The organism is Marinobacter sp. (assembly GCF_052094685.1).
In the GTDB taxonomy this organism is placed as follows: domain Bacteria; phylum Pseudomonadota; class Gammaproteobacteria; order Pseudomonadales; family Oleiphilaceae; genus Marinobacter.
In genome coordinates this window covers 3,759-19,369 of the sequence record NZ_JBQDKB010000035.1, presented here as the reverse complement: position 1 = coordinate 19,369, position 15,611 = coordinate 3,759, and the positions used below count along the sequence as shown (strand labels likewise).

17 protein-coding genes are annotated in these 15,611 nt (G+C 52.7%); 2 read left to right on the top strand and 15 right to left on the bottom strand.

The window, feature by feature from the left end:
* Nucleotides 1–15 precede the first annotated feature (15 nt).
* From ACTH3S_RS09020 to umuC, 6 genes are all read right to left on the bottom strand, one after another.
* Nucleotides 16–1,095, bottom strand: coding sequence for a sulfate/molybdate ABC transporter ATP-binding protein (locus ACTH3S_RS09020; RefSeq protein ID WP_441808676.1), 1,080 nt, complete (start codon nucleotides 1,093–1,095; stop codon nucleotides 16–18).
* Nucleotides 1,096–1,105: 10 nt separating this feature from the next.
* Nucleotides 1,106–1,996: a sulfate ABC transporter permease subunit CysW gene (gene cysW / locus ACTH3S_RS09015; protein WP_441808675.1), complete on the bottom strand. Its 891-nt coding sequence runs from the start codon at nucleotides 1,994–1,996 to the stop codon at nucleotides 1,106–1,108.
* Nucleotide 1,997: 1 nt separating this feature from the next.
* Entirely contained in the window at nucleotides 1,998–2,822 is an 825-nt protein-coding gene (gene cysT / locus ACTH3S_RS09010) for a sulfate ABC transporter permease subunit CysT (protein WP_441808674.1), read from the bottom strand.
* Between the two features lie 64 nt (nucleotides 2,823–2,886).
* The gene (locus ACTH3S_RS09005; RefSeq protein WP_441808673.1) at nucleotides 2,887–3,915 is read right to left on the bottom strand and encodes a sulfate ABC transporter substrate-binding protein; all 1,029 of its coding nucleotides are present in this window, start codon (nucleotides 3,913–3,915) and stop codon (nucleotides 2,887–2,889) included.
* 77 nt (nucleotides 3,916–3,992) lie between these two features.
* A complete protein-coding gene (locus tag ACTH3S_RS09000) occupies nucleotides 3,993–4,163 on the bottom strand; it encodes a YezD family protein (RefSeq protein WP_441808672.1) in 171 nt (56 codons plus the stop codon).
* Between the two features lie 233 nt (nucleotides 4,164–4,396).
* On the bottom strand, nucleotides 4,397–5,572 hold the full coding sequence (gene umuC / locus ACTH3S_RS08995; protein WP_441808695.1) for a translesion error-prone DNA polymerase V subunit UmuC: 1,176 nt from the start codon (nucleotides 5,570–5,572) through the stop codon (nucleotides 4,397–4,399).
* Between the two features lie 711 nt (nucleotides 5,573–6,283).
* Here umuC and ACTH3S_RS08990 point away from each other — a divergent pair.
* Complete coding sequence (locus ACTH3S_RS08990; protein WP_441808671.1) at nucleotides 6,284–7,423, top strand: hypothetical protein; 1,140 nt, start codon at nucleotides 6,284–6,286, stop codon at nucleotides 7,421–7,423.
* Nucleotides 7,424–7,492: 69 nt separating this feature from the next.
* Here the strand turns inward: ACTH3S_RS08990 and ACTH3S_RS08985 are convergent, their stop codons facing one another.
* The 9 genes from ACTH3S_RS08985 to umuD all read right to left on the bottom strand — a co-directional run bounded on the left by ACTH3S_RS08985 (nucleotide 7,493) and on the right by umuD (nucleotide 15,165).
* Nucleotides 7,493–8,641 (bottom strand): PcfJ domain-containing protein, encoded by a 1,149-nt coding sequence (locus ACTH3S_RS08985; RefSeq protein ID WP_441808670.1) that lies wholly within the window; start codon nucleotides 8,639–8,641, stop codon nucleotides 7,493–7,495.
* Nucleotides 8,642–8,807: 166 nt separating this feature from the next.
* Nucleotides 8,808–9,092 carry a dimethylsulfonioproprionate lyase family protein gene (locus ACTH3S_RS08980; RefSeq protein WP_441808694.1) on the bottom strand — a complete coding sequence of 95 codons (285 nt, stop codon included), beginning with the start codon at nucleotides 9,090–9,092 and terminating at the stop codon, nucleotides 8,808–8,810.
* 339 nt (nucleotides 9,093–9,431) lie between these two features.
* A complete protein-coding gene (locus ACTH3S_RS08975) occupies nucleotides 9,432–9,842 on the bottom strand; it encodes a DUF6262 family protein (RefSeq protein ID WP_022991563.1) in 411 nt (136 codons plus the stop codon).
* A complete protein-coding gene (locus ACTH3S_RS08970) occupies nucleotides 9,826–10,338 on the bottom strand; it encodes a hypothetical protein (protein ID WP_441808669.1) in 513 nt (170 codons plus the stop codon). Before ACTH3S_RS08970 ends, ACTH3S_RS08975 begins: the two co-directional genes overlap by 17 nt.
* 194 nt (nucleotides 10,339–10,532) lie before the next feature.
* On the bottom strand, nucleotides 10,533–11,678 hold the full coding sequence (locus ACTH3S_RS08965; protein WP_441808668.1) for a hypothetical protein: 1,146 nt from the start codon (nucleotides 11,676–11,678) through the stop codon (nucleotides 10,533–10,535).
* Nucleotides 11,675–13,321, bottom strand: a complete 1,647-nt coding sequence (locus ACTH3S_RS08960) for a hypothetical protein (protein WP_339807211.1) — start codon at nucleotides 13,319–13,321, stop codon at nucleotides 11,675–11,677. The genes ACTH3S_RS08965 and ACTH3S_RS08960 overlap by 4 nt, the downstream gene beginning before the upstream one ends.
* The gene (locus ACTH3S_RS08955; protein ID WP_011784717.1) at nucleotides 13,318–14,457 is read right to left on the bottom strand and encodes a tyrosine-type recombinase/integrase; all 1,140 of its coding nucleotides are present in this window, start codon (nucleotides 14,455–14,457) and stop codon (nucleotides 13,318–13,320) included. Before ACTH3S_RS08955 ends, ACTH3S_RS08960 begins: the two co-directional genes overlap by 4 nt.
* 46 nt (nucleotides 14,458–14,503) lie before the next feature.
* Nucleotides 14,504–14,725: a Y-family DNA polymerase gene (locus ACTH3S_RS08950; protein ID WP_441808667.1), complete on the bottom strand. Its 222-nt coding sequence runs from the start codon at nucleotides 14,723–14,725 to the stop codon at nucleotides 14,504–14,506.
* A gap of 2 nt (nucleotides 14,726–14,727) precedes the next feature.
* Nucleotides 14,728–15,165 (bottom strand): translesion error-prone DNA polymerase V autoproteolytic subunit, encoded by a 438-nt coding sequence (gene umuD / locus ACTH3S_RS08945; protein WP_247114310.1) that lies wholly within the window; start codon nucleotides 15,163–15,165, stop codon nucleotides 14,728–14,730.
* A gap of 128 nt (nucleotides 15,166–15,293) precedes the next feature.
* On the opposite strand from umuD, the gene ACTH3S_RS08940 reads away from it, so the two are divergent.
* Nucleotides 15,294–15,452 (top strand): hypothetical protein, encoded by a 159-nt coding sequence (locus tag ACTH3S_RS08940; RefSeq protein ID WP_417500900.1) that lies wholly within the window; start codon nucleotides 15,294–15,296, stop codon nucleotides 15,450–15,452.
* Nucleotides 15,453–15,611 lie beyond the last annotated feature (159 nt).

Sequence of the window (15,611 nt, the reverse complement as noted above, 5' to 3'; positions counted from 1 at the left end):
TTTAATTCTGCAGAATCAATCCGGTCGTTTAATGTCTTCATCCCGCAGGAATACCCGGCTGTTCACCGGTCGTATCCAGGCATCACCGCCCTGGGTCAGGCCAAGACTCTTGAACTGGTGCTTGGGCATTTCCGCATGAACCACCTGTTCACTGTTATCGGTTTTCAGTTCCAGGCGAACCGTGGGTCCAACAACAGATACCAGCTCTATCTCCGCGTGCAGCGACTCTTCAGTGCGGTGCGGCAGCACCTCAATGTCATGCGGCCGCACATAGGCAAAGGCCTGGCTATCTAGATGTCCATCAAACTCGGGCGCCGACAGTTTGACCGAGCCAATCCGGGCGACACCATCGTTTACCCGTGCGTGGAACAGGTTAACGTTACCCAGAAACTGGTACACAAATTCGTTGGCGGGGTGGTCATAAACGGTTTCCGGGTGTCCATCCTGCTCCACCCTGCCATGGTTCATTACCACCACGCGATCTGAGACTTCCAGAGCCTCTTCCTGATCGTGGGTGACGAAGACGCTGGTCACGTGAATGTCGTCGTGCAGACGGCGAAGCCAGCGGCGCAGCTCGGCACGCACCTTGGCATCGAGGGCGCCGAACGGCTCATCCAGTAGCAGAACCCGGGGCTCGACCGCCAATGCCCTGGCCAGAGCGATGCGCTGGCGCTGGCCGCCCGAAAGCTGGGACGGCAGCCGGTCTGCAGTCCAGTCCAGTTGCACCATTTCCAGCAGGTGCATGACTTTGCGGCGGATTTCCTCTTTGCTGGGCCGCTGGCTACGAGGCTTCACCGTCAGGCCATAGGCAACGTTTTCAAACACGTTCATGTGTTTGAACAGCGCATAATGCTGGAAAACAAAGCCAACGCCCCGATCGCTCACATGCATATCGGTGGTGTCTTCGCCCTGAAAGCGGATTCGGCCACTGTCTGGCTGCTCCAGACCTGCGATGATCCGCAGTAGTGTGGTTTTGCCTGATCCGGATGGCCCCAACAATGCCGTCAGCTCGCCATCCTTCAGGGAGAGGCTGACATCATCTACCGCGACGAAGTCGTTAAAACGTTTGTTAACCCGATCAATCTCAATACTCATGGGAGTGTCCTCACTGGCTGTTTCCCGCCGGATGCTGGCGCTCATCCAGCCATTCGACAAAACTTTTGATGGCAATGGTGACCAGCGCGAGGCCGGTCAGCAGAGACGAGACCGCAAACGCTGCCGTGAACATATATTCGTTGTAGAGCACTTCTATGTGCAGCGGCATGGTGTTGGTCTCTCCCCGAATACGGCCGGATACCACCGCCACGGCGCCAAACTCACCCAGAGCGCGGGCGTTACAGAGAATCACGCCATAGATCAGCCCCCATTTGATGTTCGGCAGGGTGACGTACCAGAAGGTTTTCCAGCCACTGGCACCCAGGGTCAGCGATGCCTCCTCTTCTTCCTTGCCCTGTTGCTGCATTAGCGGAATCAGCTCCCGGGCGATGAAGGGGAGCGTGCCGAAGGCGATCACGATCACGATGCCAGGCACGGCGAAGATGATTCGGAGATCATGGGCCGCAAGCCAGGGACCCAGCCAGCCCTGGGAGCCGAACAGAATCACGAAGATCAGTCCGACCACCACCGGCGAGATGGCGAACGGCATGTCGATCAGCGAGATCAGTATCGATTTACCCCGGAACTCGAACTTCGCGATGGCCCAGGCCGCTGCGACGCCAAACACCAGGTTAATGGGGATAACGATGACCACCACGAACAGCGACAGCCGGATTGCGGCCAATGCGTCGGGCTCATTGATGGCCGCCCACCACACTTTCAACCCTTGTTCGAAAGCGCCGTACAACACCACCGTAAGCGGCAGCACCAGAAACGCAGCAATGAACACGAGGGCAATGGTTATCAGGGTCAGACGAACCCAGGCCGGCTCGGCCGTGGCACGGCGCCATCGGGCCGACAGTTCAGGATTGCTTTCGTAGGTAACAGCTTCTGTTGTCATGTCATACACCCCGGCGTTGTGTCCACCACTGCAGGCCGTTGATGGCCAGCAGAAGCAGGAAAGCGGTGACCAGCATGACGGTGCCGATGGCTGCCGCACCCTGGTAGTCGTATTGCTCAGTTTTGGCAACGATCAGTAGCGGGGTGATTTCAGTTCTATAGGGCAGGTTCCCGGAGATAAACACCACCGAGCCGTATTCGCCCACCGCGCGGGCAAACGCCAGTGCATACCCGGTAAGCAGTGCCGGCACCAGCGCCGGGAACACTACGCGCCGGATCGTGGTAAACCGGCCCGCGCCCAGGCTGGCCGAGGCTTCCTCCAGCTCAGACTCCAGATCTTCCAGCACCGGTTGCACCGTGCGCACCACAAACGGCAGGCCGATGTAGGTCAGCGCAATCACAACCCCGAGTTGCGTGTAAGCCACCTTGATTCCGGCAACCTGAAGGTACTGCCCAACCCAGCCGGTGGAGGCATACAGAGTGACCAGCGCGATGCCCGCGACCGCCGTCGGCAGCGCAAATGGCAGGTCCACCAGGGCGTCGATGAATCGCTTGCCCGGGAAGTGATAGCGAACCAGAACCCAGGCCACCAGGCCGCCGAACACCAGGTTAATGGTGGCACCAATCAACGATGCGCCGAACGACAGCTTGTAGGAGGCAACCACCTGCGGGTGGCTGACCGCCTTCCAAAAATCTTCCCAACTCATCATGGAGGTATACAACAGCAGCCCGGCCACCGGGATAATGAAAATGACGCTGAGGTAGAAAAGAGAGAAGCCCATCGTCAGCCCGAAGCCGGGTATGACGCGTTGCTTGATAACAGCCATAGTGTTTTGACCTTACAAAGCCCCCGGGCAGCGTGTGCTGTGCCGGGGGTCTGGATCGATAGGTTTAACGGCCTGCGATTGCCTGCAGGATATCGTCGAAATGGCCACCATCGTTGAAATGGGTTTCCTGGGCCTGGGTCCAGCTGCCAAACACGTCATTCACCGTGAACAGGTTTACGTCAGGGAAGGCATCGGAAAACTCTTTGGCAATCTCCGGGTTGCTCGGGCGGTAATAGTGCTTGCCGGCCAGGCGCTGAGCCTCGTCGGTATACAGGCGCTCAAGGTAGGCTTCGGCCACTTCCCGGGTACCCTTGCGGTCCACGTTCTTGTCGAGAACGGTAACCGGGGGCTCCGCCAGGATGCTGACCGAAGGCACAATGATCTCGAAGTCACCCTTGCCGAGCTTCTCCACAGACAGGATCGCTTCGTTCTCCCAGGCAATGAACACATCGCCAATGCCCCGCTGAACAAAGGTATTGGTGGATCCACGGGCACCGGAATCCAGAACCGGCACGCGCTTGTAGATGTCACGGACGAATTCAAAGGTCTTGGTTTCGTCACCATCGAATTTGTTCAGCGCGTAACCCCAGGCCGCCAGATAGTTCCAGCGCGCGCCGCCGGACGTTTTCGGGTTCGGGGTGATAACCTCCACATCGTCCCGGACCAGATCGTCCCAACCCTGAATGTTCTTGGGGTTGCCGTCGCGAACCAGCAATACGATGGTTGAGGTATAAGGTGCGCTGTTGTTGGGCAGGCGCTGCTGCCAGTCGGCGGGAATCAGACCGGCTTTCGCGTGGAACTGATCAATGTCGTAGGCCAGTGCCAGCGTTGCCACGTCGCCATCCAGACCATCAATAATGGCCCTGGCCTGGGAACCGGCGCCCCCGTGTGACTGGCGCACTGTCACGGTGTCGCCGGTTTTTTCCTGCCAGTATTTGGCGAAAGTTTCGTTGTATTCCCGGTAGAACTCACGGGTTGGGTCATAGGACACATTCAGAATAGATATATCCTCGGCCTGTGCCGTGCCGGCAATAGATGTGGCCAATAAGACACTGGCGGTGAAAGCCAGCAAGGGTTTCCGGAACAGAGACATATCAAACTCCTCAAAGGTATTTTGGTATCTGCCTCCGGTGGTCCGGTCGGTCGATAGATTTTGGTCAGAACGTTGATTTATCGATTTGGATTGGCGGGCTGGTCGAACCGCACCTTCTCCCGCTTTTCCAGTTGCACAAGCTGGCCCTGATGGAACGTCAGTTCGACGGTGCCAAAGTCCAGCCTGCCAATCAGGTTCTCGATGAGGCTGGACAGTTCTTGTACCAGCTTCGGATTTCTGTCGCTCATGGTTTGCTCCATGGACTGTTTCAACATGGAAGCGAGGTTACCGGTGGCAGGTTAGAAATAGAAACACGAAAAAATGGAATCGTTATGAATAGGAAGAATAAACGGAGATAAGCAATTTGGACGAATTGGCCAGTCCCATGAACATCAACACCGTGCATAAGTTCAAGCAGATGCAGTGTTCCAAAGGCTCTTAAGTTTGGATTGGTCGCTGTGCGAATGTTCGCTTTTGTTTATTAACGAACCTTTGGCAAGTCATCCCAACAGGTCGTATACGCCGGCGACAAATGCCCCCTGCGCATCGCATAAGCCGCAGGCCCTGCCTCTCTGGCCATGTAGACCGTAGCCCTGGATTTCCAGTTGATGGCATCCATCACCGCCATCAGGCGTTCCGATCTACCATTGTCTGGCACTTGCTCTGGGGCGGCCTGGAAGAGATCTTCTTGAAGCCCCGCTTCTTCCACTAGCTCCCCCAACATAACGCCGGCCTTAGCGTAATCAAATCCTTCCCGGTACATCGGTCGAAGCAGGTTCAGAGCCTGGTTCACAATAACCCGGGAGTCCTGGCTGGACTGGATGAGCTTCACGCTGGCACTGCGTGAATACTGCGGTGCTGCAGTTTTGAAGGGGTTAGTTCGGATGAACACCATAAGCTCCCCCGTATATTGCTGGCCTCCCCGAAGCTTCTCGGTCGCGCGTGTTGCAAAGTGCGCAACGGCTTCCTCAAGGTCACTCAGTTCCTGAATGGGCTGTCCAAACGATCGGGAGCACATGATTTGCTTCTTGGGGGTCGGCACATCCTCCCACGGTACACAGGGCACGCCATTGAGTTCCCGGGCCGTGCGTTCCAACACGACAGAGAACTGTTTTCTGAGCGTCGCCAGATGGGTATCGGCTAACTGTAATGCCGTGACAATGCCCATAGCCTGAAGTCTGGCACTGAGTTTTCGCCCGACACCCCAAACGTCCTCAACCGGTACCTGAGCCATCAACCGCCGTTGCCGAGCGGGGTCTGTCAGATCCACCACGCCTCCGGTCGCCGGGTATTTCTTGGCGGCATGGTTGGCGAGTTTTGCCAGTGTTCGCGTGGGGGCAATACCCACACAGACCGGCAAGCCGACGTTTTGATGCACGGCGTCTTTGATCGCTCGGCCAAAGTCCTCGAAGGCCACTACCCGGTCAATACCGGTGAGATCCAGAAAGGCCTCATCAATAGAATAGACATCCACTCGTGGGGCCAGGCCTTCGAGTGTTGTCATAACCCGCCGGCTCATGTCGCCATAGAGGGTGTAGTTGGACGAGAACACCTGAATACCGTACCGACGAATTTCCGATTTGATGTGATGGACCGGCACGCCCATTTTATTAGTCCTGTGGTTACATGTAACAACCTTATAAGTGACTGAAAAGATTGAAAAGAGTCGGAGTTACACTTTTTCAGGTTTTCACTCTGATAATGTGACAATATTTTGGCCGGTTCTGGCCGTAGATTACCAGCATAATTCGGCCGTTAAGGTCGCAAAGCGGACATTCAAATTTGGGCGCAACGCCTGCGCTTTATTCTCTAAGCAGACCTTATGCGGCGCCCTGATATCGGCATTTATGTCTGGCTCAGGGCAACTAGGATTCCGGATCTTCAAGTTTTGAAACAAATTTCCGGGGCAGGATCAGCGTCGATTTTTAAATCGGTTGAGGCCTCCATAAAGACCAAATGTCGATATTCGTTTACAAAATCATGCCGAGATTTACATCCCAAAATCGACAATTGGTAGGCCGGATAATAAACTCGGTTGAAATCGCGCGCGAGGCCTTTAAAATGCGTAGTTCAGGCATACTTACTAATGGGTGCGAATATAAGCGAACATCATTTATAATGTAGTGGTCGTTCGCCAAGCTTATCGGATATCTACACTCATGCGCCACGATGACGGTCGTAAACTTGATCACAAAACATTAGAATCCATTCGCGTTCGCGCTGTTTAACGAGTCATGGATGGCGCGAGCCCGGAAACCACGCGACAAAACTCTAAAATACAGCATTTCATCGTTTTATTCAGCGGGCGTGTATTTTCAGTCAAACAAGGCGCTTGATAAAAAGCGTGAGGAATAATTAAGGGAATGTAATGGGTAGCTTGCTTACAAGTCTTCGAAAATATCGCCCAAGAGAAAACACTAATCCAGTCGAAAATTTTATTACAGAAGCTTTTGCTTGGTTGTTGCGTAAAGATGATGGGCTTAGCCACTCATTAATTAACCATATCGCGCAACAACTGAGTGATACAGATAAAAAATTCTCTTTGCCGAGTGGCGATGTCATTTGGTCTACGCAAGCAAACTATAACGGTGTATTTCCGGACATGGAAGCCAAGTGGCCGGGCATGAGGATGGTGTTTGAGCACAAGGTATGGGCTGGACTGCACGATAATCAGTTAAAGAACTATCGCGACTATCACCAAGATGCTGGTACTGATTACCGTCTTATCCTCATCACTGGTCACCACTCACAACATGCTCAAAATCCTGATTTAGCACTTTGCTGGGATGATATTTATGTTCTCTTTGAAAACCATTTAGAAGTTAGCAGACAGAGTGCAAATGCCTGGATCATTAAAGACTTTTTGCAGTTACTAAAATCTGAGGGTCTAGGACCGGCTGCTCCGATCAGCCATACAGCCATTTTTCATTACCAAGAAGCAATAAGTCTAAGCAGTCAATTAGAAGCCCTTATGCACATTGCTATTAAAAATGAATGGTCAATGCCTGGCTACCGAAGTGAAGTGAAGAAAAAAGAGGGTGTTTTGGGCATTCAGTTCTCTCGACAGAGTTCTGAAACCGGTGCTGATGCAACTTGGACCCCGGGTGTTTTTGTAGGTTTTTTCCTTGATGGCTGGGATCACAGAGTTGAGAATCGACTCAAAGATGGCCTTAAAATGTGTCTAAAAATCAGCATTTCAGGGAAGTATCATGCCGATTATCCAGAATGGGCTGAATATAAAGAGCTGATTAAAGATCTAGCAGACCAGGCGGCTAAAAGCAGTCGCGGATGGGTATTTTATAATCATCGCGCTGAAGCGAACCCGTTCAATCCATGGCATCCACTCTATCTCGAATACCCTATGATTGATGTGTTCAGGGGCACGGAAACAATGGCGGAACAAGAGCAGCGTTTTATCAAGCTAGCAGAAGAGGTTTTAGGCATGCTGACGGCATGCGAATCCTTCAGAGCATTAGAAGAAAAATTTAAAAATAAGGGCGTGTGCTGAGCTAGCTAGAAAAAGAGATTCTCTATCGATCCACAATACCCACATGCGTTGTGGATGCAGAGCATAGCGTTATGACTCCAATCCCTCGACCCAACGGCGAATATAATCCAAGGCCGCAGTCGAGGGGTTGGCATTTCGACTTTTACACACTTCGCCTAAAACCCAACGGTTGTTTCGATACTCCAGTGAAATGGTCAAACGTTCGGGATGAACCATTCGATAAATAAATACTTTTCGCTCTGCCACTCGCAGATCGTAACTTCCCACACAGTGATTCATAGACACCCCCTCATCCAGCAACTCCGACCAAGATGTTAGGGGTTCAATGCCGTCGATAGCCCGAATGGGAGCTTCTGGGTACTCATCAGTTCTTTGCGATTGAACGAATGTCTGAGCTATCTGCACCCTGTTGAACTGACCTACTAGACGGTCGTGTAGTTCTTGCAGAGCGTCCCGAGAATGAACCTGTCTAAGGCGAAGCGCATTGTCTTCCGCCATTTCCAAGATGTCTCGAATCATTCGGATCAGCCAAGTTATGTCGATAGCGGTGGAGTTTCTATCGACAAGATGAAGCATCCCCGGCCACAACGGATGTTTTTGACGGCGCAGGAATCGTAGGTGGTTCAAATGCACATTAGGATGGTGCCTTAATAACTCGATAAATTCGGTTTGGCGCAACGTGTCCGTCACATCCTTGAGCTCCCAAGGAAGAAGGGGGGTTAGCTCAATTCGGCTTATGAGCTTCACCACCGACTTGTTTTGGAGCAACCCAAAGTGCCCAAGCATGGTAGTTCGTTTCAGTCTTAGGAATTCCTCAAACACCTCACGCGTGATCGAGTAATTGCGAGCATAGTCAACCAGCAGTATGAACAGAAGTGGCGAGCTTTCGGCCAGCTCGCTGGCTGCTTGAGAAGATGCACAAGCTTGAGCCAATTCAAAAGCCATCGCCGGCATTAATCGAGTAATTTCAAGTACGGGTAGGGGAATACCATCTGAAATCCGCTTTCCTGTCTCGTCTTCCAGTGTGAACAACGGCAACCCAGGCGCTTTTAGAAACCGGCCCTCAGCGAGAATGCTCTCGTCAGTTTTGCTACACCATTTTAGGGGGGTCTCTGAGTGCCAATCTTCCACACTTATTTGGATGTCGTAGTTGAGGATAACGCTAAGATCAAAAACGACCCTAGTACTTATTGAGAGCTGCCTTGCAGGTTTGTTCACAATGCTTTTCTCCTAAGAAAGTACCAGTGGATGTGACTGATAAGCAGTATCGGGGTGAGGCCAACCTAATCGCTCACAGAGGTAGTTTACCCAACTAAAACGACATCATGTGTCGTTTCTAGGTCGCCAGCCAAACATTCATGACTTTTTACAGTCATGGCTATGTTCAGGGTATGTGCTTAGGCGCAAACAGCACCACACTCAGAATCAAATTTTCACTGATTACTGGGCCGTTCGAGCCGAGCAATTCAGCATACGCGTATTTTCGGGCCAATCCGGGACGCATACGCTCATAGCCATATCGCCAAGTCAGTTGCTCCTGAACACGCATTAACGCTCTGGCCAGAGGCGCAGTGCGCTCGTTTAGGCCCTGATCAATGGCTCGATTCAACCAATCGCATACGGGCAAGTGATTGGGTTGGTTGAACGCAACTGCGGGATTCTTTTCCAGCTCGGCGTTTAGCCGGTTACGAGCCTCTTTTTGATGAGGACGTATAGTCGGGTTTCCACCGGCTGAACCAAACCGATAAAGTAGCCAAAACTCACGCAGCAGATATTGCCAGTCGACTTGATCAGAAAGCTTACCTACCCTTTCTCCTTGCAGTTATGCATTTGAAAACCATGGCTATAGTAAACATTCAAATTGAGGCGATATATCCGAGGATTCCTCGACCTGACACCAACGTTATCCAGCGAATTGGGGCCATCCCAAGTTTGGAGGCTTCTGAGCAATCCCCGGACTCGAACGTTCGCTTCTGTTTAATACCGGGCGGCCAAAATATGTATAGCACTACTCACTCGGTTTCCCCCTAAAAACTGTCACGTTTTTACTCTCTAAAATAGCCAACAGACGACGGTTTTCGAGTGCCAAGGTAGCGTTTTTTGAGGCAAGTGCATTGCGCTGCTCCGTTAGATCCACGATCTTTGAACGTAGCTGACGATTCTTGAAGCGCTCCTGTTTGAGCTGGAGATGCTTCTCGTCACGCTGGCTCTGGATCGCTTTGTTGGCATTGCCCCGGATGCGTTCCATCAAGTCAGGATAGTCTTTGTGAATCAGGGCACGACTGACTCCAGCTTCCTCAGCCACGGCAGCCACCGAGACCTTCCGCCCTTTCTCAACTAACTTGGGCTGGCCTTTTTCCAGTCGCACGATGGCCATGCGGATTCGTTTGTGAGTCTCTGACTCAGATGGTTTCGACATCGGCCAGTTGCTCCTTGAGGCGGTTGATGTCTACGCCGAGATCGGCCAGGACCTTCTCGCATCGATCCATGGTCCTTTCGACGGTCTTCGATCCCGAGGCGTCCAGATCCTCGATCTGGCGCAGCTCAATTTGTTGCTGGTAAAGGCCTTCCCAGAACGGCTTGTGGTTATCGTCAATGCAACCGTGCTCACAGTTCTCGCACTGGCCACCTGCACAGTCTACGCCGGTGTCATTGGTGCACCAGGCAATGCCTGTGGACCGCAAGTACACCAGTTCACTGATGGCCTGAACCATTTCCCGACGATCTTTATAGGTGCGAGTCTTCTCGGTACGGCTTCGCATCTGACGGACATGCTCCCCCATGCCACCGGAGAGCGGTGTGTCCGGCTCCAGCCAGTGACCGACGATGGCTTGACGCTTTTCCTCAAATGCGGCATAGATTTCATCATAAAGCTCCAGATCCTGCGCCTCGTTCATTACATACAAGATGGTCATATCCAGGCTCCAGTGCTTGAAGTGGTCTCGCAGGTACCGAAGGTCGCCTAGCTTGTGATGGACAACGTAATTCGCAAATGTACGGCGAAACTGGTGCGATGCTAGTTTCCAGTCAAGCTTTAGGCCTGTTGCAAATCTCTTCAGACGATCATCCAATGATTGCCAACTGATCACGCTTATCGGATTACCCTTTTTCATGCTTCTAGCAGCCCAACACACTCGGAACACTCCTGTAAGCGAGTCACCTCCTGATAATCACCGACTTCTATGGCATGTTCCAGCGCCTGTTCAAGCTCAATTTGCAAGGGCTCTGAAAGCCGTTCGAGCGTCTTCACGGCGTGAATGGCGATCTTGGGGCACAGCCATGACGTTTCGCCCTCATGGGTTTTATCCGAGCGCGAGCCGAGGAAGTAAAAACGCTCACCATCCCGAACCTCGCTGTACCAGTGATCCCGCCTGATGTTGCCCAACTCATGAGCCCGGATGCCGGTGGTGGCCAGAATGATCACGAAGCAACCATCGCGCAGCTCGCGAAGGGCGTTGTTTAAGGCTCCAAAACCCAGATCCCAGCCGCGGGTTTTCAGGAAGCGAGATTTTTCCTTTATCTGACCAGATAGGTTTTTGTAGCGTAATTGATAGTCGCCCACCGCGTCTCGATGTCCCAGCAACTCGGTAGCCCTGCTCAACAGGGATTCGGACTGTTGGAAGAGGGGGTGCAGCACCTCTTCCGGAATGATGTCGGTTTTCGGCTTAGTTGCTTGTTTCAATTTGGCCAGCGCACTTGCGGAGTTCTCGGGCCAGGGGTGGTCGAAACCGTTTGGTGTATCCAGCAGGTGGCGCCAGCACGTCTCCACAACCAGGAGTCGTTGTGCTTTCGTGCCAGGAGCCAGAGGCCCACCGATCCTGTTAGGTGAGGTGAGCTGGCTTACGTGTTGAACATAGCGGTCTGCAACCATAGGCGTGACTTGGGCAAGGCTTCGGATACCCTGGTCGTGCAGCCAGTTCAACCAAACCACAAGTTTCATGAACTGGCCAGAAACTGTAGAGACCGCTAACTTCGTGTTTGCCCAGATCAGTCTCGCCATGACTGCTTTGGATTCGGACCGGAGTTGTTTACATCTGATGCGGGCAAAATCCAACTTGCGCTTGCAGTCCACGAGACTTGTCGGGCAACCGGTCTTCGGTAACCACCAAACCATGTCTTCGTAGCGAGACAGCACATACAGTACCCCCTCTGCCCGATCGGTGGTGACAATGCCGAGTAAGCCTTCGCCGCTCGGCAGGGCTTCCCGAAGCCGTTGACGGTCGGCCAGCACCACTGCCTTGGATACCATGCTCATATCACCATCCTCGCCATGCTCAGGTCTCGCCAGAAGGGGTGTGGATTCGTCTTCGCTTTTTCGCGCTGCTCGTTCACCTGAGTCTCATCAAAGTGGGGCGCAATCTCTTCATCGATCAGCCGAACGACTTGCTTCAGGTATTTGGTCCAGCGCTTGCCACCAAAGCTGTCGTAGTTTCGCAGGGCGGCCCAGTAGAAGCTGAACAGGCGATAGAGGTCATCGCCGGTGACGACAAAGCTCTTGCACCGGAAGCATCCTAAATAGTCCTGACAGGGCTCACCGTTTTTTGGAGCGCGATGCCCCCGCCGCGCATCTTGGCAGGACGCCACGGGGGTCCGATCACTGGTGATGATGGTGGATGCGCTGAGAAGTTCTTGAACGCGGGCCTCGCCCAAGAACCGCATATTCGTTTCGGCCTCCGGAGGAGCTTCCCAATAATGAGCGTTCCCTGTTGAGATGGTGTGTCGGCCCGTTCTGGCCGCCGCCAAAGGGTCTTGTCCAGACATTTCCCAGACGCGGTTCAGGAGCGTTTGTCTCAATCGACTAATATTCAGTTTGAGCGGCCTTCCATCGTCGGTCTGGAGCTGGTGTTCATCAACGAGCCTGTTGACTCTTTCTGTAAGCATATTCTTGGTCAGCCGGACTGGTTTCTGCTGGTAACGCTTGCTCGTGGATTCATAAACCAGCAAGCGATTCGGGTCACTGAACTGGCGTCGGATGCTCGCGTTTCGCTCAACGATCAGATCAATGGCATCAGCCGCGTACAAATGGATACTGGCCATCTCGGTCACTTCCTCGGATTTTCTCAAGGCGACAACCTGAGTGGCATTTCCACGGCGCTTAAAGCTCACCAGAAGCCGAAGGTTGGACTTTAACGGGTGGGGCTGCACGCAGTCCGTCACCAGCTCCAGAATGGGCGTACAATTCATACCCGTAGACAATGCGATGGAAAGCACACCCACCGCGAGATCGTAGCTGTCTAGCGGCTCAGAGTGTGCCACGATCCGTTCCATTTCTTTTCGCAGGGCTTTGACCACCCGGCGTTTCTCGTTCTTGCTGAGCGCTTTCTGACCTTTGGAACGCTTGTTGGAGTTCGGAAAGGGGTTGGCTGGCCACACCGTTTTAATATCCACTTCCGGCCAAAAGCCGAAACGATAACAGGCTCTGAGCAGGGCTATGGCCTTCGTGTAATAGCTCTTTTGCGTGACGTATCCGATGGGCTCGTTTCTCAGGTACTGCACGAACTGATTGATTGTATGGGTGTTCAGGTCCCCCATGGAGAGGTTTTTGCCACTGGCTGTATGAAGCAAAGAAAGAAACGGCGTAGCTTTGCGAAAACCGTACAGCCAGTAACCTACAACGGTTGTAACCGCCAGGGAGTTACCCTTCGTCTCCAAGCTCTCAGCAACCAGCTTTTCAATCGCACTTTGACAGGCCGCAGTGATGTCGTCATAGCCCTGACCGTAAAACGGCCCGAAGTCAGCGGTTCTTATAGAGGAGGCACTTTCGGGAAAAGAAACCACGGTGTTTGCCGGATTTGAGGGTATCATCTGATCGACGATACTGACCTTCGCCGCACTCGTGGATTTGCCGGCGTCCTGCACCCCAGTTTCCTGGCTCACCAACGTAAAGTCTTTTTTCATGCGCAGGCTACCTCCCTGGCCGTGTCCTCAATTTCCTCCTGATAGCTGGTGCGCAGATCGTCTTCGATATCATCCAGAAAGTGCAGGTATTTTTCGGTGGTCACGATGCTACTGTGCCCCAGTCGATCTCTCACATAGAGCAACGGATTGAACGTATTGCTTTTGCGGGTCATCAGCGATTTCAGGGTGTGTGTCGCATAGGTATGACGCAGTACATGGGGATGACAGGCAAACGATAAGTCCAGTCTGTTCAGTTGATTGTTGAGTGAGGTCCGAATACTCCAGGGTTTTCCCTTTGCCGTGACAAAGAGCGTCTTCGGGTGCGTCCCGCGCTGTCTAATCGTCTCATGACGTTCGTGGATCAGGTAATCCCAGAGATCCGCCATCAATGAAATAGGCACATGGATCGTCCGTGGAACGTCTCCCTTGGTTTTCATCTGTTGGGGATCTAGCTCAACCTTCACATGACTCCGGGCCGAGACCGACTGAGGTGCCGACACAGAGGTAACTGGAAACGTCAGTAGCTCTTCTTTTCGCAAACCCGTCAGCAATGCCAACCGAACGATCAATCGGAGAGTTTTGTTCTTGATAGTTTTGAGCAGCTCATCGACCTGCTCTTTGTTGAGGACTTTAATCCTGGTTGGCGTGGTTTTCAGCAGCACATCCGGCTTTACTGCATATCCCCCGGAGGTATCTGTGTGTGTCAGGAAACCCTTTGTCTGCCTCACTCTCACTGTCTCAAGGTCGTAAGGCAGTGTGCTTACCCAACCTTGCTTGAGAGCAAATTGATAGAACTTGATTACTAGATGAAGTCGTCGATTGACGGTTGAGGCATTGAGGTTAAATCGATCAAAGGAAATGTCCCGATACAGGGCTAACAGAGTTTCGTGATTTCGGTGATCAAGCTCTCTCCAATCAAACCCATTGGCTTCGATGAACTCGAAATAATCACACAGATCTCTTCCAAACGTTTCCCAGCTACCTCGGCTTTGCACACTTCCACGTTTTAAGCAGTGATGAACGAGAAATTCCATTCCTTCGACAAACACATCATGATTGGCTTTGAGAAGAATCGGGAACCCTTCATAGCAGTGGCCCCTGATTTCAAACTCTGACGTAGCAAGAAGGAACTCCACCCTCGAATCTCCAATACTGTATTTTTATTCAGTATAAAAGGGTGGTTTAAGACTGCAACAGGCAAGTTACATTATCTGTGGTACAAAACATCTTGACCCCCAATGCCTTGGACTCTTTCGAGCGGGCAACCACGCAACCGTCATTGTTGGATAGCACGACCACAGGCGTATTGCGAAGATCCGGACGGAACAGCTTCTCGCAGGAGGCGTAAAAGTTATTGCAGTCCACCAGCGCGAATGCGGACTGAACTCGGCCAACCGATACCACCTCTACCCTCCCCGCTTGAGCGAACGGATCACGTTGGTGACCACCCCGAATACTTCCATCACCATGTCACCCTCAACCACAATGGGCTGGAAAGCAGCATTTCGCGGCAGAAGACGCACTGGTGGCGGAGTGATGTGTAATTGCTTCACCGTCATCTCGCTTTCAAGACTGGCAATGATAATGTCTCCGTGCCCAGCCCTCAGTGACCTATCCACCACCAGAACATCGTCAGGATAGATGCCCGCCTCAACCATGGACTCTCCCTGAACCCGCACAAAGAACGTGGCAGCCGGGTGCTGAATACACAGCTCGTTCAGGTCGATGGTTTTCTCAACGTAGTCTTCCGCCGGCGATGGGAAACCAGCAGAAACCCGCTCCAGAAACATCGGGATGTTCAGGCGTGAGATAGATTCGTAGTCACCTAGCAAAATGCAGGACATGCTTTACACCGAATACTGTTTGAATATACAGTATTTTGGCGAGACAATATCAACAGGTCAACTCATCATTGGGCACAATGCCCTATACTTGGACTAATGCAGCTGCCAGGAAGGCGGGAGGAGTCTGTATGAAAAGCGTGGTACTGATGTTTGTTGGTGGCTTGGTGGGAGGCCTCATCGGGCCCGTGTCGGCGTTGGTCGGTGGAGTGACCGGTTACCTGATCGGTAGAGCCCTGACGCACCCGGCAGCTGCGAAACCGAATGAAAAAACGTCAGCTTGCCGTTAAACCGAGCTCCCACTGGCGTTAATCCTTCACATGCTCCCGAATCAGCTTCAACGCCTCTTCCATGTGCTCAAACCGGTGGCTGCCGCCTTCAAAGCTATGGACCGGAAAATAATCCCCAAGCGCTCTTACGGTATCATTCCAGGGAAGCAGTTCATCCCC